The sequence below is a fragment of the [Clostridium] colinum genome (assembly GCF_940677205.1).
GTDB classification, from domain to species: domain Bacteria; phylum Bacillota; class Clostridia; order Lachnospirales; family CAG-274; genus Tyzzerella; species Tyzzerella colina.
On record NZ_OW712331.1, the window covers coordinates 1,658,720 to 1,684,855 of the forward strand.

Consider the following 26,136-nt stretch of genomic DNA (forward strand, 5'->3'; position numbering starts at 1 on the left):
CCCTAAAATTTATTTCTTGCAAATTATATCATAATCTCTGACAATTTTCAACATTTTTATATAAAATATTATATAATATTTTATGCACTATGATAATCTATTTTTAAAATCCTCATAACCAAAGTGTTTTATTAGCTTTATACCTTCTTTTTCTGTATTAAAATATATAGAAGGTAAATTTATACCATTAAATGTATTATTTTTTACCATAGAATAAATTGCCATATCACAAAAAACTAATCTATCTCCTTCTTTTAAAGGTTTTTTAAAAGAATAATCTCCTATAACATCACCAGATAAACAAGTAGGACAACCTAATCTATAAGTATAATCATATTCATTAGGGCCTCCTGCACCTATTATTTTAGGTCTATAAGGCATCTCTAAAACATCTGGCATATGACATGTAGCCGATGTGTCTAAAATAGCTATGTCCATACCATTTTTCATAGTGTCTAAAACAGTTGATACTAAAAATCCTGTGTTTAATGCTATTGCCTCTCCAGGCTCAAGATATACATCTATATTATATTTATTTTTTATAAACATAATACATTCTATAAGTGTGTCTAAATAATAGTCTTCTCTAGTTATATGATGACCTCCACCAAAGTTTAACCATTTCATATTTTTAATATATTTTCCAAACTTTTCATCTACAATTTTTAATGTACGCTTTAATGTATCTGAATTTTGTTCGCACATAGTATGAAAATGTAAACCATCTAGCCCATCTATATAATCTTTTTCAAAATTTTCTAACGTAGTACCCATTCGTGAATTTGTAAAACAAGGGTTATATAAATCTGTTTCTATTTCAGAGTATTCTGGATTAATCCTTATACCTACTTCTATCTTTTTATCACACTCTTTAATTTTATCTTTATATTTTTTATACTGATTAAAATTATTAAATACTATATGGTCGCTATATTTTAAAATTTCATCAAAATCTTTTTCTACATAAGCTGGAGCATATATATGAACTTCTTTTCCCATTTCTTCATATCCAAGCCTTGCTTCAAATAATGAGCTAGAAGTTACCCCTTTTAAATATTCTCCTACAATATTAAATGTAGAAAACATAGAAAAAGCTTTTGTTGCAAGCAAAATTTTTGCTCCTGTTTTATCTTGTACATATTTTAATATTTCAAGATTTTTTCTAAGTAATTTTTCATCTACAACATAGCAAGGTGTTTGCAAACTATTAAAATCTATATTCATTTTTCCTCCTTAAAAAATTTAAACATAACCAATTCTCCGTTAATATCTGTTTCTCCATTAAAATTAAATCCTAATTTTTTATAAAATTTAATAGCTATATAGTTATCTTCATAAACACTTAAGTAAATTTTATTATAATTATATTCACTTTTTATCTTTTCTAGAAGAATAGGTAAAACTAAATTAGCATATCCCATATTTTGATAATTTCTATCTATTAAAAATCTGTCAAGCCAAACTCTACCATTTTTACCTTCATTTTTAAAAAGACCATACATTGCAAATCCTACATATTTATTATCTATTTTTATAATCGTAGGTTTCCAACATTTACATCTTCTGGCCTCTTTTATACAATCATACACTGTTTCTATATGCTTTTGTTGATTTTTAAAAACTTTTAATTTATATGCTTTTCTTCTATTTTGTTTTGTAACTTTTTCAAACTCAATATTCAAAATTTCACCTTCAAATCATTATATCTATATAGCTAATAATATAAAATTAAATTATAATTTAATAAATCAAGGTTTTAAATACTTTGTATTCAAAAACAGGCACTCTTAATATTTTTCTTCTTTAAAATTAAAAAAATAAACCCATTTATAAATTTTAAATTGAAAAATAGAGTCCCTTAATTTTATTTAAATAACGAGGGTGTAGACTTTGTCTACACCCTTTCGTCGTAATAACAAAATTATCACAACGAGTATTTTAACTAATTTTATTGTTAAAAAGCTAAAAATACTAAAAATATAAATAAAAACTATTATAAAACAATTAATCTACCATATCTGGATTAAAGCTTTCTTTCCAAGGTAAGCCCCATTTATTAAGCTCTTCCATAAATGGGTCTGGGTCAAATTCTTCTATGTTATACACACCTGCCTTGTCCCATTTTTTAGTCATAATCATCATAGCTCCAATCATAGCTGGAACACCTGTTGTATAAGAAATAGCTTGAGAACCAACCTCTTTATAACATTCTTGATGGTCGCAAACATTATAAAGATAATAAGTTTTTTCTTTACCATCTTTTATACCTTTAAATATACAACCTATGTTAGTTTTACCTTTTGTTCTAGGCCCTAGACTAGCTGGGTCTGGTAATATAGCTTTTAAAAACTGTATAGGTACAATTTCTTTTCCTTCAAAATTTATAGGCTCAATACTTGTCATACCTACGTTTTCTAAAACTTTAAGATGAGTTAAATATTTTTCAGAAAATGTCATAAAAAATCTTATTCTTTTAATACCTTTTATATTAACAGCTAAAGATTCTAACTCTTCGTGATATAAAAGATACATATCTTTTTCTCCTATTTCTGGAAAATTATAAACTCTTTTAATCTCCATAGGCTCTGTTTCTACAAATTTTCCATCTTCAAAATATCTTCCTTTAGATGTAATCTCACGAATATTTATTTCTGGATTAAAGTTTGTAGCAAAATGATAACCGTGGTCTCCTGCATTTGCATCTAAAATATCTATATAATGTATTTCATCAAAATGGTGTTTTAAGGCATAAGCAGAAAATACCCCTGTAACACCTGGGTCAAAACCACTACCTAAAAGAGCAGTAATACCAGCTTCTTTAAACTTTTCTCTATAAGCCCATTGCCATTTATATTCAAACTTAGCTGTATCAAGTGGCTCATAGTTAGCTGTATCAACATAATGTACTTTTGTAGCAAGACAAGCGTCCATTATAGTTAAGTCTTGATAAGGTAATGCAAGGTTTATAACAACATCTGGCTTAAACTCATTAATTAAAGCAATAATTTCATCAACATTGTCGGCATCAAGCTGAGCTGTTGATATTTTAGTGCGTCCTCCATCAAGCTTTTCTTTTAAAGCATCACATTTAGACTTTGTACGGCTAGCTATACAAATTTCTTCAAAAACTTCTGGGTTTTGACAACATTTATGAACTGTAACACTAGCAACTCCACCAGCACCAATAATTAAGGCTTTTCCCATTTCTTTTTTATCCTCCAAAATTAATATATTTTTTCCACATATTGATATACGTTAAGACATTAATATCATAAAGATATAAAATTGTTTGTGTAAGACTAATTATACAAAATAAAATTTAATTAATCAAGATTTTTACAAAAATAATTTTAAAAATTTTTTAATATATATTAAAAATTTTAATACATTAAGGTTATATACAAAGTCTACACCCTTTCGTTATAATAATAAAATTATCACAATGATTTACTGTATGAATAAAGCAAGTTTTTTAAAAAAGGTCTAAATATCCTAAAAATCTGACTTTTACAAAATCTAAGGCAAAGTCCCATCTTGTGATTATAATTTTTATACTTTGCATAAAAATTAGTATAAAATATTTTATCTTTAAATCTAATATTAAAACTAATATGTGTTAAAATTAATTATTTTATGATAAAATATAAAAAAAACTAAGGAGAATTACTATGTTAAAAGGAAAATGTATAATAATTGGAGTTACTGGTGGTATAGCTTGCTACAAAGTTGCAAATCTTGTTAGTATGTTAAAAAAATGTGGTGCTAATGTAAATGTTATAATGACAAAAAATGCTACCGAATTTATATCTCCCCTAACTTTTGAAACTTTAAGTGGTAACAAATGTGTTGTAGATACTTTTGAAAAAAAAGCTAATTATGATGTAGAACATATATCTTTAGCAAAAAGAGCAGACCTTATAATGATAGCTCCTGCTACAGCAAATATTATAGCAAAAATGGCAAATGGTATAGCCGATGATATGCTTACTACAACAGTTTTAGCATCAAAATATAAAAAAATAATAGCTCCTGCTATGAATACTAATATGTATGAAAATAAAATAACTCAAGATAATATATCTAAGCTAAAATATTACGATTTTGATGTTATAGAACCTGCCGTTGGGCTTTTAGCTTGTAATGATACAGGCGTTGGAAAAATGCCTGAACCTGACATTTTATTTGAACATATTTTAAAAGAATTAGCTTTTGAAAAAACTTTATTAAATAAAAATATTTTAATATCTGCCGGGGCTACCTGTGAATATATAGACCCTGTTAGGTATATTACAAATCCATCTAGCGGTAAAATGGGCTTTGCCCTTGCAAAAGTATGTATGTTAAAAGGTGCTAATGTTACATTAGTGTGTGGAAAAACTTCTGTAAAGCCTCCTATGTTTACTAATATTATAAATGTTGTATCTGCCCAAGATATGTTTGATATATTTAAAGACATACATAAAAATTTTGATATGATTTTTATGACGGCTGCTGTATCTGATTTTACACCTGTAAATTTTTATGATGAAAAGGTAAAAAAACATACATTAAATAGCCCTAACCTAGAGCTAAAACAAACTAAAGATATTTTAAAATATTTAGGAGATAACAAGCCCTCTAACCAAATATTATGTGGATTTTCTATGGAAACAGAAAATCTTTTAGAAAATTCTAAAACAAAACTTATTAATAAAAATTTAGATTATATTGTAGCTAATAACCTTAAAGAAGAAGGTGCAGGGTTTAATGTAGATACAAATATAGCTACACTAATATCAAAAGATGATTATATATCTTTTGAAAAACTAACAAAATTTGAACTTGCTAATAAAATTGTAGATATAATAATAAATAATCACAATTAAAACAAAATTTTTTAGACTTTATATAAAAGTTAAAATGATAATATGAGACTTATATTTATTATATTGCCTCATATTATCATTTGTTTATTTTATACTTCCAGAGCCTTTTATTTTTGTATTACATTTTATATCAAATTGTACATAATCATAAATATTATTATTTTCTAAATTATACTTATCATATAAGTTATATTCATTTTTTCTTATAAGCTCTTTTAAACCTATTATATCAATATTTAAACTTTTAATGTTATTAATAGCATTTTCTATCTCTTTTTTTACATAAATAGATATTTCATCTTCTATCATTTTATATTTTTCTGTGTCTATCATTATGTTTTTACCCAAATAATATTCAGATATATTGCCTTCTAGATTAACTAAAAACTGACAAGTTATTTTATTATTTTCTTCATAAAACTTTTTCTCTACTTTCTTTTTAAATATAGAAGTAGATACATATGCTTTTTCAAAAGGTATAGATATTTCTCCTAAAGAATTTTTATCTATTAGCCATAAAATTCCTTTTGTTGTAGCGTCTTCTAAATATCCTATATACCTACTATCTTTTAATGCAATTAACCCACTTAACCTTACATCTTTATCTATAACCTGTATATTAGGAATAACTGTATCTCCTGTTGATAGCAACTGTTGTATAATATCTTCCAAATCTACTCTGTAAGTAAAAAAAGAATTTTTCTTATTATTTTTATAAAAGTCATTTATATATATACCTAACATTTTTTCATCTTTAGGTATAGTTTGTAAAATTTCCTTAGCATTGCCTTGCGTTCCTAACACTATAATTTTTCGGCTTATTTCATTGTTTCTTTCTAAAGAATCTATCACTTCTTTTAATAATACATCATCTTCTAATATTCCTTTGCCTAAAACAACTACTTTTGTATGACCATAATATAAATTTTTACTCATATATGTGTCAATTAGCTCCATTGTAGATGCAACAGACGAACCTTCGGCAATTTTTACTGCCTCATTTATACTATTTTCTTGTTTATCTTTGCTCATAGGGTCGGCTTGTTTTTCTGTATTGCCCGTTTTTTCACCTTCAGGTACTTCTGGCATAGCTAAAGATACAATAAATCTTTTTTCTTCTCCTGTTTTTTCTATACTTGTATCACTTTCTTCGTTATATTTATCTATACCTATTGCTAAAACAATTGCTCTTTCTTCTAGCTCTACTTTATCAAAACAACCGGTTAAAAATACACTACAAAATAATAAAATAAATATAGTTTTAAATATTTTCACTTTTTAACCCCCTTACCTTAGCTACTACATATAAAAGTATTGGTAAGATTACTATATAAAAAACGCCAAATGTAAAATAAAATATATCCATTATTTTGTATACAACAGTTATATTGCTTGGTAAAAAAGATATAAAATATACTATTGGTATACATATACATATAAATGTTGTATGTGTGCCTACCTTTGCTACATCTTTAAATATTAAAGATGAAAAAAACATTCCTGCATTAACCATCATAAAAATAGATATTATCCAAAATGTCATTATTAAAGCATCTTGACGCTCTATAAAAGACCCTGGTAAGTCTATCGTATCCATTATCTCCAACACTGGCCACATTTGATGCATAATATCATATTTCCCAAACCTAGCTATCGTTATAAGCGTTATAATAGTCATTATTATTCCTACTATTGTTATAGCACCTATCGTAGCCTTTTTTATTTTTTCTTTTTCTTTAATATATGGATAAACTAAAAATATAAAATCTATCCCTGTAAAATAAAAAAGCATATAGCCCCCGCCTTTTAAGGCCTCTATCGGCTTAATTTCTTTAAAAAAGGGCTTTAAATTTGAAAAGTCTATATCAAAAACTGCTATAAAAAATACAAATGCCAAAGGTAAAAATACAATAAAAATAAGTATTTCTGCTATACGCCCTCTAGCTTCATATCCTTTGCTTGCCATATATGAGCCTAAAAGTAGCATACTAAAAGATATTACCCAAAAAGGTGTGTTAAAAAGCATTATTTCTTTTAATATTTCAGAAAAAATTCTTACTTCCATTGCAACACCAATCATTATTTTTATAATAAACCCAAAGCTAATTAATATTCCAAGTGGTTTACCTAAAATTTTACAAGTATAATCTACAAAATTATCTTCTGGATATATTTTTGCTACTTCATTTATTATCGTTAAAAAAAATATAGAAAAAATTAAGCCTATTAAAATAAGTGCCCAACCATTTTGCCCTCCAAATTTTACTGCTCTTTGAGGTAAAATAGTTATACCCATACCAAAAATATCAAGTATTAAAAGTAATTTTAACTGTCTTATAGTTATAAAGTTATTTTCTGCAAACATAGCTACCTCCTTAATTTATGTCCTGTTTTTTATTTTTAGATAAACTTAACCTTGTTTTTTGACTATCTTTAGCAAAAATAGGTCTTTTTCTAAGCATAAATATAGGTAACTTTACTAATGTATCTTTAATGTCATTAAGCCCATATTCTTTTACAGATACAAAAGGATATAAATAAGGTATTCCAAAACTTTTTAGTGTTACAAGATGTATAAGACAAATTAATATAGCAAGCCAAAATCCAAAAAATCCTAATAATGATGATAATAAAATTATAAAATATTTAGTAAGCCTATACCCTGCTACAAGAGCAATATTTGGTATAGCAAAGCTACAAATAGCCGTAAGCGCTATTACTATAACTACTATTGGACTAACTAAACCTGCCTCTACTGCCGCTTGTCCTATTATTATACCTCCAACTATTCCAAGGGTGCTACCTATTGCCGAAGGTAGCCTTATACCTGCTTCTCTTAAAGTTTCAAAGGCAAGCTCCATTAAAACTATTTCTACAACTGCCGGTATAGGCACTGTCTGCCTAGCTTCTGCCATTTTTAAAATAAGCTCCATAGGTATCATAGCGGGGTGATATACTGCTATTGCTATATATAGCCCTGGTAAACATACTGCTAAAGCTCCTGCTATATATCTTATAATCCTTACAAAACTCATTATTTCCCATCTTTGATAATAATCTTCTGATGATTGATAAAAACTAGCTAATATAGTAGGAACAATTATTACAAAAGGTGTATTATCTACAACAATAGCTATTCTACCTTCTAAAAGAGCCGATGCTACCTTATCTGGTCTTTCTGTCATTTGCATTTGTGGAAAAGGTGATTTATAATCATCTTCTATAAATTGTTCTATATATCCACTATCTAATATACCATCTATATCTATCATATTAAGCCGTTTTTCTACTTCTTCTAATATTTCTGGTCTAGCTATATCCTCCATATACATTATACCAATATCTGTTTTGCTTCTTTTTCCTATTCTTATTTGTTTTAATTTTAAATTAGTATCTCTTATTCTTCTTCTTATAAGAACAGTATTTACTCTAAAGGTTTCTGTAAAAGCCTCTTTTGAGCCTTGTACAACTACTTCTGTGTCTGCCGTAGCAACGCCTCTTCTAGGAAACCCCTTTGTAGATAAAATAATAGCTTTATCAAATCCATCTACTAATAATAATGTATTTCCCGCTAATATTTCATCTATAACTTTTTCAAAATCTGTTTCTTCAAAAAAATCTGCAGTTGCTATGCCTCCATTTTTTAAAGCCTCAAATATATTTTCTTTAAGCTCATTTCCATTTGGTCTTACTTGTCTTAAATCTATCATAAGTATGTCCATAAGCTCATCTATAAAAGCTCTATCGGTCATTACATCTATATAGCTTATATATAAATTTGTCTCTCTATTTTCTCCAACTGGAAACTTTCTTTTTACTATATCTCCAAAATCTTTAAATCTTGTGTCTAAATATTTTATATTTTTGTCTATGTCTTTATCTATATACAATATTTCGCCTCCCCATTTTTTGTTTATAACTTTAGCTTTTACCACTATTTTTTATTTATACATATTTTTAAAAATTAGGTTAGACTTTTTTTAATTTTTACTATAAAATATATTTATATTAGGAGGTTAATATATGAATGATTTAGATTTTGATAAAATTTATAAAATATTAGAAGATTCTTTTGAACCATTTTTACACAGAGGATACAAAAGACAAAAACAACTTTTAAATAATGATAAATATCATATAATTAGCTATAAAGAAAATAACGAAATATTAGGGTTTTTAAGCTATTGGCAACTAGATAAAAATCTTTTATTTGTTGAGCATTTTGCAGTATGCCCTAAAATGAGAGGTTCTGGAATAGGAACAAAAATTTTTAATGATTTTTTAAAATTAGAAGGTGATAAATTTTTAGAGGTAGAACCACCTCATACCCAAATAGACAAAAAAAGAATAAAATTATATGAAAGTTTTGGTTTTATATTTCATCAAAACTTATACTATCAACCTCCATATAATATAGGAGATGATAAAACAAGACTTCATATTATGTGTTCTAAAAAATTAGATGATGAAAATTTTAATAATCTAGTAAAAATTTTATATAAAACTGTTTATAATGTTTAATACTTTATAAATATAAAACTATCTCATACTAAAGATAAAATATTTTAGCGTAATATTTTCATTTTTATATTTTTTGCAAAAAGCTAAATTTATAGAAATTTTAGCTCTTGTACAAAAAAATTAACCTTTTTCATACACTACCTAAATACCCTTAGTATTAAAACAATACTAAGGGTATTTTTATAAATTTTAATTAATTTTTATTAAATACAAACTCTTCTGTATAATCTACTGTTATACTATCACCACTTGCAAAATCTTCATCAAGATATTTTTCTGCAAAAGTATCTTCTATGTTAGTTTGTATAGTTCTTCTAAGTGGTCTAGCTCCATAGCTATTGTCATATCCAAGCTCAACAAGCTTATCCATAGCTTTTTCTGTAAATGTTATTTCTATATTTAAGTTATCTTTTATTCTTTGCTTAAGTTCATCTAACATTATTTTAGATATTTCTTTAACTTCATCTTTATTTAATGTATGGAATACTATAATATCATCTATTCTATTTAAAAATTCTGGTTTAAATGTCTTTTTAACTTGCTCCATAACATTTTTTTTCATATCTTCATATTTTTTAACTTGTTCTTCAGAAGCAGTAAACCCTAGTTTTTTATTCTCTGTTATACTTCTAGCACCTACGTTAGATGTCATTATTATAACAGTATTTTTAAAATCTACTTTCCTACCTTGAGAATCTGTTATATGCCCATCATCTAAAACTTGTAATAAAAGATTAAACACATCTGAATGAGCTTTTTCTATTTCATCAAATAAAACAACAGAATAAGGTTTTCTTCTTATTTTTTCACTTATTTGACCACCTTCATCATATCCAACATATCCAGGAGGAGACCCTATAAGTTTAGATACGCTATGTTTTTCCATAAACTCACTCATATCAACCCTTATCATAGAATCTTCATCACCAAATAATACTTCGCTTAATGTTTTGGATAGTTCTGTTTTACCTACTCCAGTAGGTCCTAAGAACAGAAATGAACCAATAGGTCTTTTAGGATTTTTTAACCCTACTCTTCCTCTTCTTATAGCTTTAGCTATAGATTTAACAGCCTCTTCTTGACCAATAACTCTTTTATGAAGTATACTCTCCATATTTTTTAGTCTTTGGCTTTCTTCTTCTTGCATTTTTTTAACTGGTATACCAGTCCAACCAGATATAATATCTGCTATTTCTTCTGGTGTTACCACTTGTGATTCATTTCCATTTTTATCTTTCCAACTATTTTTTTCTTCATCTAATTTAGTTCTTATTTCTTGTTCTTTTATTTTTATTTGGCTTGCTCTTTCATAGTTTTCTGTTTTTATAGCCTCTTCTTTTTCTTTAGATAAATCTATTAATTGCTCTTCTAATTTTTTAATTTCTGGTGGCATTGTAAATGTAGTTAATCTTACTTTAGATGAAGCTTCGTCTAATACGTCTATTGCTTTATCTGGTAAAAATCTGTCTGTTATATATCTACTAGATAATTTAACGGCAGATATTATAGCATCATCTGTAATTTTTACACTATGATGTACTTCATATTTATCTCTTAAACATTTTAACATTTTAATAGCATCTTCTTCTGACGGTTCTTCAACTTTTACTGGTTGAAATCTTCTTTCTAAAGCCGCATCTTTTTCTATATGCTTTCTATATTCGTTTAAGGTAGTAGCTCCTATTATTTGTATTTCTCCTCTAGCAAGAGAAGGTTTTAAAATGTTAGAGGCATCTATTGCTCCTTCTGCACCACCTGCTCCTATTATAGTGTGTATTTCATCTATAAATAAAATAATATTATTACTTTGTTTTACTTCTTTAATAATTTTTTTGATACGTTCTTCAAATTCACCACGATATTTAGACCCTGCAACAACAGATGCAATATCTAAAGATACTACTCTTTTATGTTTTAATATTTCTGGAACATCACCTTTTACAATTTTTTCGGCAAGACCTTCTACAATTGCCGTTTTACCTACTCCTGGTTCACCTACAAGACAAGGGTTATTTTTTGTCCTTCTAGATAATATTTGTATAACTCTTTCTATTTCTACATTTCTTCCATCAATAGGGTCAAATTTATTTTCTGTTGCAAGGCTTGTAAAATCTCTACTATATTTATCTAAAGTTGGTGTATTATTGCTTTTATTACTATTTTTAGAGCTTCTATTTATAGGAGTACCCGTACTGTTTTCACCTTCTCCAAGCATAACTAATATATCATCATATAATGCCTGTGGGTTTACATTAAGATTTTGTAATATTTTTATAGCTATACTATCTCCATATAAAGCACTAGACTCTTTTATAAGTGCTATTAATATATGTTCTGTTCCTATATAATTTGTACTCATATTAATAGCTTCATCACAGCTTCTATTTAATATTCTTTTCATTCGTGGTGTAAAAGCATCTGAAGATATATTGCCTTTTAAACTAGATTGACCAACAAGATTTATTATTTCATTTTTAACATTGTCATAATTTACATTTTTCATTTCCAATGCTTTAGAGGCAATGCTATTTTTAACATAAACTAAACCAAGTAATAAATGTTCTGTTCCTATATAGTTATGCCCAAAATCTGAAGCACTTTTTCCTGCATAGTTTATTACATCTTCTGCTTTTTGTGTAAATTTTAATTGCATATAAAACCCTCCTATTTATTAAATACTTCATTAAGATATTTTGCTCTGTATATTTTTATATCTTCTTTTTCGTTTATTTTATATCTATCTATAATATTAGCAGATTGTATGTTCATCATAACATTATAAATATTTACATCGCATAGATTATTATCTATTATACCAATATCTAAACCAAGCCATATATTAGATAAATGTTCCATAGCTTCTTCAAACTTTATTTGTTTACAATATTTTATTATACCATAAGAACGAGAGATTTTATCTTCTATATTTATATTTTTATCACTTTTTAAACTTTCTCTTAGACTATTTTCTCTTTCTACTATTTGTAGAGTTATATTTTGTAAATCTTTTAATATTTGTTTTTCTGTTTTTCCAAGAGTTATTTGGTTAGATATTTGATATATAGCACCAAAGGCTTTACTACCTTCTCCGTGCATACCCCTTAAGGTCATACCAAATTTAGCTATATTTTGTGCAATAGATTGAATATATCCATATTTTTCCAACATAGGTATATGCAACATAAAAGACCCTCTAAGTCCTGTTCCTAAATTAGTGATACAAGATGTAAGATAGCCATATTGTTTGTCAAAGGCATAAGATAATGTTTCTTCAAGAAGATTATCTATCCTATTTGCCTCTTCAAAACATTTTTCTATATTATAGCCACTATTTATAGCTTGTATTCTTATATGGTCTTCTTCGTTTATCATAATATTAATATTTTTATTTTTTTCTAATATTATAGCTTTTGGTTTATTACTTTCCAAAAAATTATTACTTACAATATATTTTTCTAACATTGTATATTGTTTTACTTTATCAAGATTATCAAAATCTATCTTCTCAAAATAGTTTTTTGTACTTAATCTATCATTAAATATTGCTCTATTTATATTTTCAATCATTTCTTTAGATTGTTCTTCATTTATAGCATAATAAAAAGGATAATCTTTAAGATTTCTTGCAAGACGAACTCTGCTTGATATAATAATGTTATCATCAATCTTTTCTTCATACCAAAACATTAAAGCTCACCTCTTTCAATTTCTTTTATTTTATCTCTAATCTTTATAGCTTCTTCATAATTTTCTTTTTCTACAGCAATATTTAGCTTTTGCTTTAATAATTTTATAGTATCTACACTAGGTTTATAGGTTTCTAAATTTTTAGGATTTTTACCTATATGGACATTTTTTTCTTGTATGTTATTAAGCATAATATCTATTTTATCCCTAAAAACATTATAACAATTACTGCAACCTACTTTTCCAGTATTTTTTAATTTTTCAAAAGTATTGCCACATACGTTACACCTATAGTTTTTTTCATATTCATCTGCAAAAATGTTGCTAGAAAAAAAACTATTAAAAAAATTATCTATAAAGTTGTTATTATTTTTAATTTTATTAAAACAATAGTCGCATAAATTGTAATCTACTTTTAAACCATTTATATTTTGGGTATACTTAATAGTAGCATTATTATTTTTACATTTTTCACAAAGCATAAAAATCCCCCTTTAATACTATAAATTTATTACTATTATATAATATCATTATTAGCCACTTTTGTCAATGAGTGCTAAGAACTTTTTTAAAAAAATCTAACATACAATATTTATATGGCTTATAAAACTATTAAAATTGCTTTTATTTATCATATTAAGATTTAAAACCTTTATTAAAAAATATTATATGTTAGTTATTGTTTTATTAATCTAAACCAATTTTTTCATACATTTTATACATTTTTTATTTTTTATGTTATTAAGTGTGTTACATCGTTTACATATATTAACTAAATTTAAGCCATTTTTATTTTTACGTATTTTTAAAGTATAAGTAAAGTTTTCATCTTTCATATTATTATTCATATATTATCTCCTTATAAAGCCCTACCACAATTTAAACAAAATTTATTGTTAATATCATTTTTTTGCCCACAAGCTCTACATATTCTACATTCTTCTACACTAGATAATTTAGAAGGTATATCTTTTATATATGTATCTGAAGCTTTACTTATGTTTTTATTTTCTTCTATTTTTTGTTTAGTCTCTAATATTTGTTTTTCTATATCAAGTATTTGTTTATACTTTTCATCAAAAAATTCACCAATATTACCACCATAAGAATATATTTCATATACTTTTTTTCCTATATCAATATAAATATTTTTTAATTTTTCTTCTTGTGATGATAATTGCATAGAAAGTTTAGTATTTTTTATTATATCTTTAGAACTTTTTATCATATTTTTTCCTATTTTATTAACCATATACTTTAATTTTTCCATAATACCACTCTTTCATTAAATAAATATTAATTTAGTACGACACAATTTTTTGTAGATGATTTACCTTTATAAAGGTTTATATCCGCATTTTTTAAAACTTTATCTATTTTATCATTTTCATTATTAAATTCTGCTAATCCTATTGTCATAGTAACTTTTATAGATTCATCATTATAATTTAAACAATATTCTCTTACATCATCTAAAATACTTTCACAAATTTTATTTGATGATAATATATTATCTTTTATTAAAATTAAAAATTCTTCTCCGCCCCATCTACAAACTTTTATATTGTACTTTTTGCTATTGTTTATTAATATATCAGCTATTGCTTTTAATATTATATCACCACAATCGTGACCATAGGTGTCATTTATTCTCTTAAAATTATCTATATCACAAATACCAATAGAAAAAACTTTGTTATCATATTTAAATTGTTCTATTTGCCTCTTAATCTTTTCATTCATACCTCTTCTATTGTAAATACCTGTTAATGTATCTATATTTACAATATTTTTTAATATCTTATTTTTACATTGCAAGTCTTCTTGTATATCTCTCATTTCTGATAAAAAGCCATATGTAAGAAAAGAAAATAAAAAACTTGCTGATACTGTATTAAATGTATACAAAACTTCACTTAAATACATAAATTCTTGTTGAAAGGTAGCAATTCTAGAACCTGCATATATTTTAGAAACTTGATAAATAATAAATGTCAAGCCAACTATTATATGTCCATATATTTCTTTTCTTAATACATTTATTGTAACAAAATATATAGCTGGTATCATACATAATGGATAAACATAAAATCCCCCTTGCCACCCAATAAAGTATATACATAATAACATATGTAAACAAACTTCAAAAAAAGTTATAATTGTAGCCAAAGTTATACTGTCCTTATTGTAGTTAAGATAAATAGTTAAACTTAAATATAAAATAACACTAAATATATTAAAAATACCTAAAATTTTTATATTATCTGCAAAAAATAAAATGCTAAATAATAAATGTAATATCATAGCCAATATAACACATATTCTAAAAAAATATAAAAATGTAACTTTTAGCTTTTTATTTTTCTTAATTCTATTCATTCCTATAAACCTTCTCATTTTCTCTTTATTTTATGTTAGTTATTTTTATTACTACCTTTAACCCCAACCTCAAAATTCATATTACTAATGCTCTCTTTTAAAGATATATCTGCTTTAGTTTTTTCTATGTTGTAATAATCAATAATACCTAAATTACCCTTTCTTAATGCTTCTGCAATAGCATTTGGCACAAGGGCTTCTGATTCTACAACTTTAGCTTTCATTTCTTGTTCCATAGCAATAGCTAAAGCTCTTCTTTCTTCTGCTTTTGCTTGAGCTATTTTTTTATCTGCTTCTGCTTGTTCTATTTGCAAATGAGCACCTATATTTCTACCTATATCTATATCTGCAATATCTATTGATAATATTTCAAAAGCTGTTCCAGAATCTAGCCCTTTACTTAATACTACTTGAGATATTCTATCTGGATTTTCTAACACTTCTTTATGGCTTTTTGCCGAACCAACAGTGGTAACTATACCCTCTCCAACACGTGCTACAATAGTTTCTTCTCCTGCTCCGCCTACAAGTCTTGTAAGATTGGCTCTAACAGTAACTCTAGCAATTACTTTAACTTCTATCCCGTCTACTGCAACAGCCGATATCCAAGGAGTTTCTATAATTTTAGGATTTACACTCATTCTAACTGCTTCAAAAACATCTCTACCTGCTAAGTCTATTGCTGCTGCTTTTTCAAAAGAAAGCTCTAGATTAGCTCTATGAGCTGCTATTAATGCATCTACCACATTATCAACTTTACCTCCGGCTAATAAATGTGATTCTAATTGGTTTGTATTTATATCTAAGCTAGCTTTTGTCCCTTTTATTAAAGGTTTTATAATTCTATCTGGTCGTACTCTTCTAAGCCTCATACCTATTAAAGAGAATATACTAACTTTAACACCTGCTGCATAAGCCGATATCCAAAGGCCAACAGGTATAAAACTAAGTGTTATAACAATTACTATAAATACTATAAAAAATAGTATAGAAAAAAATACAAATTGCATATTATTACCTCCTTAGTTAGTATTTACTAATTTAACATAAAGCTTATTATTTTCAAATTTTGTTATTTTTATTAAAGAGTTACTTTTTATATATCCTTCATCTGACAAAACTTCTAAAACTATTCCATTAAATTCGGCATTTCCAAATGGCCTAAGGTCTGTTTTACAAATGCCTTCTTTACCTACAAATTGTTCCATATTTCCTATATCTTTTTTATCTTTTAATAGTACATCTGATAAAATAAATTTAGAATATATTTGAGTATTTTTTAATTTTTTTATTATAAAAGCTAAAAATATTGTAATTAAAAATATTTCTAATAAAACTATTATAAACCCAAAATTTATTGTAAAAATAGTTATGCCCCAAGATAAAATCATTAAAATAATACCTATTATACCAAATATACCAAATCCTGGTGCTAATAGCTCAAAAATTAAAGATACTAAACCAATTATCGTTAATATAAAAACAAGTGTTCCCATAGGATATACCTCCTTGTTAGACTGTTTTAAAAGTTTTATACATTAAATCTAAATAATATAACATCTCCATCTTTAACAATATATTCTTTACCTTCGCTTCTTACAAGACCTTGCTCTTTAGCCTGTGTTAAAGACCCTAATCTTACTAAGTCGTCGTAAGATACTACTTCGGCTCTTATAAATCCTCTTTCAAAGTCTGAATGTATTTTACCTGCTGCTTGAGGTGCTTTTGTACCTTTAGTTATTGTCCATGCTCTTACCTCTTGAGGACCTGCTGTTAAATAACTTATAAGCCCAAGAAGAGAATAACTAGCGCTTATAAGTCTATCAAGCCCGCTTGTTTCACAACCTAAATCTGCTAAAAATTCTTTTTTCTCATCGTTGTTAAGCTCTGCTATTTCTTCTTCTATTTTAGCACAAACAACAAACACTTCTGAGCCTTCTTCTTTAGCTAAATTTCTTACTTCATTTACAAATGGATTATTTTTAGCATCATCTGCAAGTTCTTCTTCTGCTACGTTAGTTGCATATAAAACTGGTTTAAATGTAAGAAGATTTAATTCTTTAACAAAATTTACTTCTTCATCGTCGTTAAGCTCTATATTTCTTGCAACTGTACCTTCTTCAAGGCTTTTCTTTAATCTTTCTAAAACATTAAGCTCTTTTTGTAAAGATTTATCGGCTTTAGCCGCTTTTGATGTTCTTGATATTCTTCTATCTATAACTTCTATATCTGAAAAAATAAGCTCAAGATTTATAGTTTCTATATCTCTAACAGGGTTTACAGAAGCATCTACGTGTACTATGTTTCCGTCTTCAAAGCATCTAACAACATGTACAATAGCATCTACCTCTCTAATATGAGATAAAAACTTATTTCCAAGTCCTTCACCTTTGCTTGCACCTCTTACAAGCCCTGCTATATCAACAAATTCTATAACAGCTGGTAAAACTTTTTTAGAGTCATATATTTCTCTTAATTTTTCTAATCTTTCATCAGGAACAGGTACAATCCCAACATTAGGGTCTATTGTACAAAATGGATAATTTGCAGATTCTGCTCCACCTTGTGTAAGAGAATTAAATAATGTACTTTTACCAACGTTAGGTAAACCAACTATACCTAGTTTCATAAATTTATCTTCCTTTCAACAACTAATCATTATTATATATATAGTATACTTTATATTGTTTATTTCTTCAAGTTAAATATTATTTTTAATACTAATTTCTACATTTTTGCTTATATTATATATTTAAGTTTACAAAAATCTAACTAAAGGTTATAATATAAAATATCGTTAAAAGGAGGATACTTTATGGCTTTAGATGGCTTTGCTATTTCAAATATAATTTATGAACTAAAAAATAATATTATGGGTGGTAGAGTAGATAAAATTTATCAACCAGAAAAAGATGAAATAATTTTACAAATAAGAAATAAAGGTACTGCATACAAACTTTTACTTACTGCTAACGCATCTAGCCCTAGGATACATTTTACAACTATACAAAAGGAAAACCCTATTAATGCTCCTCTTTTTTGTATGGTTCTTAGAAAACACCTTTCTAGCGGTAAAATAATAAATATTACTCAACCTAACTTTGAACGTATTGTTAATATCCACGTAGAATCTATAAATGAGCTTGGTGATTATTCAGTAAAAACATTAGTGTTTGAAATAATGGGCAAACATAGTAATATTATATTAATAGATGATAAAAATAATATATTAGAATCTATTAAGCATATATCATTTGATAAAAGCTCTGTAAGAGAAGTTTTGCCTAATAGAACTTACGTTTTGCCTCCTGCTCAAAATAAAAAAAATCCATTAAAAACAAACTTTGATGAGTTTATGGCTATATTTAAAAACTCTATGCCTACAAAAACTCAACAACTAATATATAAATCTTATAATGGTATAAGCCCTATATTAGCATCTGAAATATGTAATAATGCTAATATAGATTGCTCTGCAAATACAAATGAAATTTTAGATGACCAATTAAATGAGCTATATAAGGCTTTTAATAACATTATTACATTAAATATAGAAGAAAAATTTAACCCACAAATAATTTATAACGAAAATGAAACTGTATTAGATTTTACTGTTTTCGATTTTAACATTTTTAAAGGTTTAGATAAAAAAATATTTTCTTCTATATCTGAACTTTTAGAGTTTTTCTATAAATCTAAAGACTTAACATATAGATTAAATCAAAAATCTCAAGATTTAAAAAGGCTTATTTCACAAAACATAGAACGTTGTGCTAAAAAGAAAGATATACAACAAAAAACTTTAAAAGATATAGCAAATAGAGATATGTTAAAATTATATGGTGAACTTATCACTTCTAATATATATGCTATAAAAAAGGGTATGACAAAAGTTACATTAAACAACTTTTATTCTGAAAATTTTGAAGAAATAGAAATAAGACTAGACCCAAATTTAACACCTGCCGAAAATGCCCAAAAATATTTTAAAAAATATAACAAAGAAAAAAGAACTTTTGTAGCTTTACAAGAACAAATTAAACAAAATAATGAAGAACTTTTATATTTAGAAAGTGTATTATCTTCTGTTAATGCCTGTACAGATGAATATGACATAAAAGAAATAAGAACAGAACTTTCTGAACAAGGTTTTTTAAAACGTCAAAAAAATAGTAAAAATAACAAACAAAAAAATAATAAAAAAGCTAAGCCTCTACACTATATATCAACAGATGGTTTTCATATATACGTGGGTAAAAACAACACACAAAATGATGAGCTTACACTACGTTTTGCAAAACCTTTAGATATGTGGTTTCACACTAAAGATATTGCCGGCTCTCACGTTATAGTTGTATCTGAAGGCAAGGAAATACCAAACTCTACTTTAAATGAAGCAGCTAACCTTGCCGCATATTATAGCAAAGCTACAAATTCTAGCCTTGTACCTGTTGATTATACACCTAAAAAGTTTGTAAAAAAACCAAACGGTGCAAAGCCTGGTATGGTTATATATGAAACAAATAAAACGGCATATATAACACCAAATGAAAAGCTTATTGAAAATATGCAAAAAATAGACTAAACCTAAAATTATTTACTAATTATAACAAGGTTAGACTTTGTTTTAAGTTGTAAAAAAGCCAGATTTTTAAAATTTTAAAAATCGGCTTTTTTTAATGTAGTTGATTAAATATAAAACTTTATAAAATACTACTACTCTTTATCTTTATAAATCTTTTAACATACACTTGTATATACTATATTTCTAGACTTTTTATTTTTTATTTAAGTATTTACATTGTACATATTGTATGATATAATATACATAAAGAAAAGCTAATCTTAATTGTTAGCCCACTACTGTTTTTATTTAATAACAGCCACAGTTTTGCGGACACATGGGCTGTTATTTTTTTGTACTATTAATTATTGATACAATTAAACTTAATAATGCTAATATTATCATTATTGTTTCATATGTACTCATAGCACCACCCCCTAACCCTTTAGGAGTTAGTGGGCTAACAACCCTTTATTAAGATTAGCTCTAATAAATTATACAATATAATTATTTATTTTGCAATATTCTTTATATTTCTTTAATATGTTTTTGTTAATTATATTTTATATATATTGGGTAACATTTTCTTTAGTTTTATGATTTGTATTATCTATTTTTATTCCTTTGTCATTTTTAATATAACATAAGTAACTCTATGTATCATCACTAAATTCTATTTTCCCGTTTTCTTTTTCAAATTCTAAAATACGCTTTTTAATTAATTGTTCAATTTCTTTGTTTTTACTTCTTACTTCATATTTAGCTATATAATCTAATTTATTTAATAAATTTTTACTAATTCTTAAAGTATATCTAGGTAAATTATCTTTCATAAAACAAAGCTCCTTTTATATATTTTGACGCATTATTAACCAAATTATAACATATATATATAATATATTGTAAAAATGACGAATTATTGACGAACAAAAATTATTTTTATTAAAAAAAGCTTTAATATAAGTAATTTTATTTATATAGTATATACTTAATAAATTAAACTTTAAATATAATATTAAAGTTTAATTAAAAAAATCAAATTTTTAGTTAATTTTATTATATAGTTTATCTTAAATCTAAATATATATTTTTATAAAACGTTATTATTCTTTATCAACAAATTCTATTTTACCATTTTCTTTTTCAAATTCCAAAATACATTTATTTAATAAATATTTAATTTGTCCATTTGCAGAACGACCTTCATATTTTGAAATATAACCTAATTTATAGTGCATTTCATCATCAATACGAATACTTATATGTTTTCCTTTACTCATAAAATAATCCTCCTTTTTAAATATATGACTTTATTTTAAGTGCAAAATGATGTAAAATGTTATATATACACTTATTTTAAGTGCATAAAATTATATTTATTTTAAAAGGAGCTTTAATATGAATAAAGTTTGTTCATTTACAGGCCATAGACCTAACAAATTTAACTTTAAATATGATGAAGAACATATCGATTGTATTAGAATAAAAGCTAAGCTAATAGATGAAATAGAAAATTTATATCTAAATGGTGTGAAATATTTTTTGACAGGTTGTGCAATGGGAGTTGATATATGGTGTGCCGAAATAGTTTTACAATTAATGAAAAAATATAATGATATAAAATTATTTTGTGTTTTACCTTTTAATAATCATTGTGAAAAATGGAATGAAAGCTACAAATTAAGGCTTAAAAATATAATTGATAATAGTACAAAAACAATTAAACTACAAGAAAGTTATACAACAGATTGTTATTTTAAAAGAAATAAATATTTAGTAGATAAATCTAATATAATTTTAGGGGTTTATGACTTAAATATAGAAAAAAGTGGAACAAAAAATACACTAAACTATGCTATACAACAAAATAAAGAAATTATTATTTTATCTTATTTTGTTAATTTACAAATATATAAATATTTTAAATTGTAAATTAACAAAATAAGATAAAATATAATAAGGCTAGTTAATAGCAAGTGGTATTACTTACAAGCCGACAATGTTTTATACTTATAAAAATAAATATTATTGTAAAAATTAAAAAAGTAATAGCACCATACCTACAAGTTTTGTGCTATTACTAAACCAATAACATTGTCAGCACTATTGCTAAATTATACATCATAAAGTATTTATTAATATCTTAAAGTGAAAAAATCTACACCGTAAAAACAAGTCATAAAAACTTATTTTTTCTCTTGCTAAAAATTCTTATTATATTAAAAAATAATGAAATAATGATAATAGCTATTATACTATTATTTTTTGCATATACATTAAAATTAAACATATCAACTATATAAAAAATTAAATATAAAATAAAACTATAAATTAAACTATACAAAATAATAACTTTTTTTTATTAACAACCTTTTTAGATAATTTAACAAATAAAATTTTTAATGGTAAAGATAAAATTTTTATAGTTAAAACAAAGTAAAAAAGTGAAATAACGCTATTATATTTTATACCTAAAATTTTATAAATTAGCATATTTATAGTTATTATAGTAAAAATTAAATATACTATAAAAAATATAGCTAAAACAATGCCTAAAAATTTTTTAATCATTTTTTACGCTTTCTACAAGTTTTTTAACAAGTTTAGAAGATACAACGTCATATTTATCTTCATTATTTAAATATGAATAAGTTACATTTTTAGTTGATGTTGTATTGTCTTTTATAAAATCTTTACAAGAACTATGTATTTGGTTTATTCCTGTCTTTTCAATTAACTCTCTAGCATTTTGATAGTTTATACCACTACCTGCTAAAATTTCTATTTTATCACCGTATTTATCATTTAGCTCTTTTATTAAACCTATACCATCTAGTGCTTTATCTTTTAACCCACTTGTAAGAAGCCTGTCTACACCTAAATTTATCAATTGTTCTATTAATTCATAAGGGTTAGATACACAATCAAAAGCACGATGAAAAACTACCTCTCTTTTTGTATCAAAACTTTTTATTATATCTATCATTTTTTTGGTATTTTCTATGTCAATATTTTTATTTTCATCTAAAAACCCAAATGCAATACCATCTGCATTAGCTTTTAAAAGAGATATTGTATCTTTAAACATTACTTTTTTGTCTTCATCATTATAGCAAAATCCTGCACCTCTTGGCCTAACCATACATATAGTTTTTAATTCTAATTCTTCTTTTATAAGCTCTAAAGACGCAATAGAAGGCGTAAGACCTCCTAAAAATAACCCACTATTAAGCTCTATTCTATCTGCACCACCTAAAAATGCTTGTTTTGCATCATAATATCCTCCACAGCATACTTCAACAATTTTCTTCATAAATACCACCTTTTTGATTGATAAGTTAATTTTTATTTTAAAAAAAATTTTTTTAATTTTCAATATTAAGTTTATCAAAAAATAAATTATTTTTTTAGTATAAAATTTACTATATATAAAAATTGTTATTTTTGGTATTTTTTTACACTAATTTATATAAAATTTATACTATTCTTATATTAAACTTACATTTTCTTGCAATATATTTATATTTATTGTATATTTTTATATTTTGATTATAATTTTTTTTATCTATAATGTGTATTGAAAAATAAAAATAAAGCTTTATAATATTAGTATAATAAATATTATCATTGGGGGAAAAATTATGAAAAAAATTTCAAATTAAATTTAGCATTAGGTTTAATTACTACAAGCTTATTATTAAATAATACATATTCTATATATGCTAATATAAATAATAATATTAATAATAATATTAATTATACTAGTATAGAAAATGAAAATTTTAATGTTAATAAAGGATTTAATCCAGATTTATATTATGCTAGAAAAATATTAAATGAAGAAGGTAAAAAAGCGTGGGATGTTGCTATATTGGAAATGGTATGGCAGAAGGTAATATATATCAAGAAACATTATCAAAAATAGATAGAGAAGCTAATAAAATTTTAAGTGTTGTTAAAGATGATATGACTATATATCAAATAATACAAGCTGTACAAAAAGAATTTGCATCTAGCTTAGTTTATGAAAATGTTGGTTCTCCAGGTGATTTAAGAGGTGCTTTTTTAAATAAAAAAGCTATATGTGGTGGATATTCAAAAGGCTTTGAATACCTTTTATTAAAATTAGGTATAGAAAATATTTGGGTTAATGGATTTGCTGGTGGTCCACATGCTTGGAATTATGTAAATATAGACAATAAGTGGTATTTAATGGATACTACTTGGGGTGTCCAAAATTGGTATTTAAGAGGAGAAGTTAGTGAACGTTATCATTACGATACATATCATATAATGTCAACTTTAGAAAAAGAATGTATACCTTATAAATGGGGAACTTATCCAGGTGTTTGGATAAAAACTCCTTCAAAAATAATATTACCATTAGGTAAAGTATTTAATCCTTTAGATTATGTTGAAGACATTGGAGACATATATGATTCTGATTTAAGCAATGATATTAATATTATAGAAAATAACGTAAATAATAAGGTTACGGGTACCTATAAAGTTGTATATGAAGTTTCAAATAAAGATGGTAATAAAGTAAAATTTGAAGTTGAAGTTCAAGTTGTTGATGGCAAGTATACTTCTATTAACGATTTAGAAAAAACTTCTGGAAATTTAAAAAGCTAAGATGTATCTTTGTATCTTAATGGTAAAGAGGTTCCTTATCAAAATGGTCTTTTTGGAAGTGAAAGCACATATATAGAATATAACGTTGAAAATAAAGATGTTAAATATTTTGAGGCAAATGTAGGAATTAATAAAAATGTAAGAGATAATCAAAGTTATGGTCATTACGGTAAAGTACAATTTGAGGTTTATGCAGATTCTACATTAATCTATCAATCTTCTATACTAGGCTGGAAAGATAATTATGAAAGTATCTGTGTAGAAATACCAGAAGGTACTAAAAGTATTAAATTAGTAAATGTTCCAAAAGGTGATGGTAATAATCATGGTGCTTGGGGAAATATAAAATTAATTACTATGCGTAGTGAATTTGAAAAGTAATTAGAAAGTTTAAACCAAATGGTTGAATTTTCAGATAAAATTATTGATACGTCTTATGTTTTATTTAATACTCATATAGAAAGTAGATTTAATAATTTTGTTATAGCAAGAGAATATGTAAAACAAAGACTTAACGATGATAATTTAAATTTACAAGATATTAAAGATTTAAAATCATTTTTAATTTATAGTATTGAAGAATTAGGTCAAGTTTATAAATCAGATTCTGACCCTATTAAAAAGTAATAAATAATAAAAAATACTAGCTAATATATTAGCTAGTATTTTTTATTATTTATATAAATTATGAAATTTTTTAAACATTTCTTCATTTGTTGGATATATAGTATATTTTAAGTGCTTATTTGTTATCGGGTGTTTAAATTCCATTTGATAACAAAATAAACCTATGTTTTTATTTCCTACTTTTCTTTTTATATTTTTGTTATACTTGGTATCATTATATAAAGGTAAATTAACATTAGCCATTTGAGCTCTTATTTGATGATGTCTTCCTGTTTCTAAATTTATATCCACTAAGCTATATGTATTTTTATCTACCTCTATTTGTGATATTTTTTTGTAAGATAACCTCGCTTCTTTTGCTCCACTACTATTTTTATTAACTATTTTTGATATATTAAGCCTTTGATTTTTCATAAGCCAATCTATAAGTGTATCCTCGTTTTTAGCTACACCACAAACAATAGCTAAGTATTTCTTTTTAAATGTATGATTTTTCATATATTCAGTAAGCACTGTTGTTACTTTATTATTTTTACTAAAAATAACTATGCCACCTACGCCTCTATCTAATCTATTTATTATTGCTAAATCTTTACATTGTTTTTCTTCTTTTATAATACTATATAAATCTTTTTCTACACTTTTTTTATCTGGACAAGATAACATACCAAAAGGTTTATTTACAACAATAATGTAATTATCTTCAAAAATTATATTTTTTAACATAATATTACCTCAATTAACATACTATTTACATTTATTATATATATTTTTTTTATTTTTTGTCAAATTATTTTTATATATAAATACAGAAAAATGACAAAACTTATAGTAATAATATTTTATAATATAGCATAT

At 25.3% G+C, this 26,136-nt stretch carries 27 protein-coding genes; 7 read left to right on the forward strand and 20 right to left on the reverse strand.

What is annotated here, in order from left to right; genetic code table 11:
- Positions 1-87: 87 nt before the first annotated feature.
- The 3 genes from nspC to NBW53_RS08120 form a co-directional block, all read right to left on the reverse strand.
- Positions 88-1,224, reverse strand: coding sequence for a carboxynorspermidine decarboxylase (gene nspC / locus NBW53_RS08110; RefSeq protein ID WP_250277772.1), 1,137 nt, complete (start codon positions 1,222-1,224; stop codon positions 88-90).
- Complete coding sequence (locus NBW53_RS08115; protein ID WP_250277773.1) at positions 1,221-1,682, reverse strand: GNAT family N-acetyltransferase; 462 nt, start codon at positions 1,680-1,682, stop codon at positions 1,221-1,223. The genes nspC and NBW53_RS08115 overlap by 4 nt, the downstream gene beginning before the upstream one ends.
- Positions 1,683-2,004: 322 nt before the next feature.
- On the reverse strand, positions 2,005-3,204 hold the full coding sequence (locus NBW53_RS08120) for a saccharopine dehydrogenase family protein (protein ID WP_250277774.1): 1,200 nt from the start codon (positions 3,202-3,204) through the stop codon (positions 2,005-2,007).
- 464 nt (positions 3,205-3,668) lie between these two features.
- Here NBW53_RS08120 and coaBC point away from each other — a divergent pair, with 464 nt between their 5' ends.
- A complete protein-coding gene (coaBC, locus tag NBW53_RS08125; protein WP_250277775.1) occupies positions 3,669-4,865 on the forward strand; it encodes a bifunctional phosphopantothenoylcysteine decarboxylase/phosphopantothenate--cysteine ligase CoaBC in 1,197 nt (398 codons plus the stop codon).
- Between the two features lie 84 nt (positions 4,866-4,949).
- Here coaBC and NBW53_RS08130 read toward each other — a convergent pair whose 3' ends face one another.
- From NBW53_RS08130 to NBW53_RS08140, 3 genes are read right to left on the reverse strand one after another with little or no spacing between them, the layout of a single operon-like run.
- Positions 4,950-6,140 (reverse strand): Ger(x)C family spore germination protein, encoded by a 1,191-nt coding sequence (locus NBW53_RS08130; protein ID WP_250277776.1) that lies wholly within the window; start codon positions 6,138-6,140, stop codon positions 4,950-4,952.
- Entirely contained in the window at positions 6,127-7,230 is a 1,104-nt protein-coding gene (locus NBW53_RS08135) for a GerAB/ArcD/ProY family transporter (RefSeq protein WP_250277777.1), read from the reverse strand. The genes NBW53_RS08130 and NBW53_RS08135 overlap by 14 nt, the downstream gene beginning before the upstream one ends.
- A 10-nt stretch (positions 7,231-7,240) precedes the next feature.
- Complete coding sequence (locus tag NBW53_RS08140; RefSeq protein ID WP_250277778.1) at positions 7,241-8,755, reverse strand: spore germination protein; 1,515 nt, start codon at positions 8,753-8,755, stop codon at positions 7,241-7,243.
- A gap of 133 nt (positions 8,756-8,888) precedes the next feature.
- Here NBW53_RS08140 and NBW53_RS08145 point away from each other — a divergent pair, with 133 nt between their 5' ends.
- Positions 8,889-9,386, forward strand: a complete 498-nt coding sequence (locus tag NBW53_RS08145) for a GNAT family N-acetyltransferase (protein WP_250277779.1) — start codon at positions 8,889-8,891, stop codon at positions 9,384-9,386.
- Positions 9,387-9,579: 193 nt separating this feature from the next.
- Here NBW53_RS08145 and NBW53_RS08150 read toward each other — a convergent pair whose 3' ends face one another.
- The 9 genes from NBW53_RS08150 to ychF form a co-directional block, all read right to left on the reverse strand.
- On the reverse strand, positions 9,580-12,039 hold the full coding sequence (locus NBW53_RS08150) for an ATP-dependent Clp protease ATP-binding subunit (RefSeq protein WP_250277780.1): 2,460 nt from the start codon (positions 12,037-12,039) through the stop codon (positions 9,580-9,582).
- Between the two features lie 11 nt (positions 12,040-12,050).
- Positions 12,051-13,073 carry an ATP--guanido phosphotransferase gene (locus tag NBW53_RS08155; protein ID WP_250277781.1) on the reverse strand — a complete coding sequence of 341 codons (1,023 nt, stop codon included), beginning with the start codon at positions 13,071-13,073 and terminating at the stop codon, positions 12,051-12,053.
- Positions 13,073-13,555 carry a UvrB/UvrC motif-containing protein gene (locus tag NBW53_RS08160; protein ID WP_250277782.1) on the reverse strand — a complete coding sequence of 161 codons (483 nt, stop codon included), beginning with the start codon at positions 13,553-13,555 and terminating at the stop codon, positions 13,073-13,075. The genes NBW53_RS08155 and NBW53_RS08160 overlap by 1 nt, the downstream gene beginning before the upstream one ends.
- Before the next feature lie 210 nt (positions 13,556-13,765).
- The gene (locus NBW53_RS08165) at positions 13,766-13,921 is read right to left on the reverse strand and encodes a hypothetical protein (RefSeq protein WP_250277783.1); all 156 of its coding nucleotides are present in this window, start codon (positions 13,919-13,921) and stop codon (positions 13,766-13,768) included.
- An 11-nt stretch (positions 13,922-13,932) separates the two neighbouring features.
- On the reverse strand, positions 13,933-14,343 hold the full coding sequence (locus NBW53_RS08170) for a hypothetical protein (RefSeq protein ID WP_250277784.1): 411 nt from the start codon (positions 14,341-14,343) through the stop codon (positions 13,933-13,935).
- A 26-nt stretch (positions 14,344-14,369) separates the two neighbouring features.
- Positions 14,370-15,452: a GGDEF domain-containing protein gene (locus NBW53_RS08175; RefSeq protein ID WP_250277785.1), complete on the reverse strand. Its 1,083-nt coding sequence runs from the start codon at positions 15,450-15,452 to the stop codon at positions 14,370-14,372.
- A gap of 35 nt (positions 15,453-15,487) precedes the next feature.
- Positions 15,488-16,462 carry a flotillin-like protein FloA gene (gene floA / locus NBW53_RS08180; RefSeq protein WP_250277786.1) on the reverse strand — a complete coding sequence of 325 codons (975 nt, stop codon included), beginning with the start codon at positions 16,460-16,462 and terminating at the stop codon, positions 15,488-15,490.
- A 12-nt stretch (positions 16,463-16,474) separates the two neighbouring features.
- Positions 16,475-16,948 carry an NfeD family protein gene (locus NBW53_RS08185; protein ID WP_250277787.1) on the reverse strand — a complete coding sequence of 158 codons (474 nt, stop codon included), beginning with the start codon at positions 16,946-16,948 and terminating at the stop codon, positions 16,475-16,477.
- Positions 16,949-16,983: 35 nt separating this feature from the next.
- Entirely contained in the window at positions 16,984-18,081 is a 1,098-nt protein-coding gene (gene ychF / locus NBW53_RS08190) for a redox-regulated ATPase YchF (protein WP_250277788.1), read from the reverse strand.
- Between the two features lie 186 nt (positions 18,082-18,267).
- Between ychF and NBW53_RS08195 the strand changes: the two genes are divergently transcribed.
- Positions 18,268-20,037, forward strand: coding sequence for an Rqc2 family fibronectin-binding protein (locus NBW53_RS08195; RefSeq protein ID WP_250277789.1), 1,770 nt, complete (start codon positions 18,268-18,270; stop codon positions 20,035-20,037).
- A 632-nt stretch (positions 20,038-20,669) separates the two neighbouring features.
- Here NBW53_RS08195 and NBW53_RS08200 read toward each other — a convergent pair.
- Positions 20,670-20,849, reverse strand: a complete 180-nt coding sequence (locus NBW53_RS08200; RefSeq protein ID WP_250277790.1) for a hypothetical protein — start codon at positions 20,847-20,849, stop codon at positions 20,670-20,672.
- A 270-nt stretch (positions 20,850-21,119) separates the two neighbouring features.
- Positions 21,120-21,296, reverse strand: a complete 177-nt coding sequence (locus NBW53_RS08205; protein ID WP_250277791.1) for a hypothetical protein — start codon at positions 21,294-21,296, stop codon at positions 21,120-21,122.
- Between the two features lie 118 nt (positions 21,297-21,414).
- Between NBW53_RS08205 and NBW53_RS08210 the strand changes: the two genes are divergently transcribed.
- Complete coding sequence (locus NBW53_RS08210) at positions 21,415-21,948, forward strand: SLOG family protein (protein WP_250277792.1); 534 nt, start codon at positions 21,415-21,417, stop codon at positions 21,946-21,948.
- Between the two features lie 399 nt (positions 21,949-22,347).
- Here NBW53_RS08210 and NBW53_RS10195 read toward each other — a convergent pair whose 3' ends face one another.
- Both NBW53_RS10195 and NBW53_RS08215 read right to left on the reverse strand, forming a co-directional pair.
- The gene (locus NBW53_RS10195) at positions 22,348-22,587 is read right to left on the reverse strand and encodes a YrvL family regulatory protein (RefSeq protein WP_408646993.1); all 240 of its coding nucleotides are present in this window, start codon (positions 22,585-22,587) and stop codon (positions 22,348-22,350) included.
- On the reverse strand, positions 22,580-23,320 hold the full coding sequence (locus NBW53_RS08215; RefSeq protein ID WP_250279026.1) for a copper homeostasis protein CutC: 741 nt from the start codon (positions 23,318-23,320) through the stop codon (positions 22,580-22,582). Before NBW53_RS08215 ends, NBW53_RS10195 begins: the two co-directional genes overlap by 8 nt.
- A gap of 551 nt (positions 23,321-23,871) precedes the next feature.
- Here NBW53_RS08215 and NBW53_RS08220 point away from each other — a divergent pair.
- The 3 genes from NBW53_RS08220 to NBW53_RS08230 are packed head-to-tail and all read left to right on the forward strand — an operon-like array spanning position 23,872 to position 25,278.
- Positions 23,872-24,651 carry an immunoglobulin-like domain-containing protein gene (locus tag NBW53_RS08220; protein ID WP_250277793.1) on the forward strand — a complete coding sequence of 260 codons (780 nt, stop codon included), beginning with the start codon at positions 23,872-23,874 and terminating at the stop codon, positions 24,649-24,651.
- A 9-nt stretch (positions 24,652-24,660) separates the two neighbouring features.
- The gene (locus NBW53_RS08225; RefSeq protein WP_250277794.1) at positions 24,661-25,032 is read left to right on the forward strand and encodes an NPCBM/NEW2 domain-containing protein; all 372 of its coding nucleotides are present in this window, start codon (positions 24,661-24,663) and stop codon (positions 25,030-25,032) included.
- An 18-nt stretch (positions 25,033-25,050) separates the two neighbouring features.
- A complete protein-coding gene (locus tag NBW53_RS08230) occupies positions 25,051-25,278 on the forward strand; it encodes a hypothetical protein (protein ID WP_250277795.1) in 228 nt (75 codons plus the stop codon).
- A 45-nt stretch (positions 25,279-25,323) separates the two neighbouring features.
- Here NBW53_RS08230 and NBW53_RS08235 read toward each other — a convergent pair whose 3' ends face one another.
- Complete coding sequence (locus NBW53_RS08235) at positions 25,324-26,004, reverse strand: RluA family pseudouridine synthase (protein WP_250277796.1); 681 nt, start codon at positions 26,002-26,004, stop codon at positions 25,324-25,326.
- Positions 26,005-26,136: the final 132 nt, after the last annotated feature.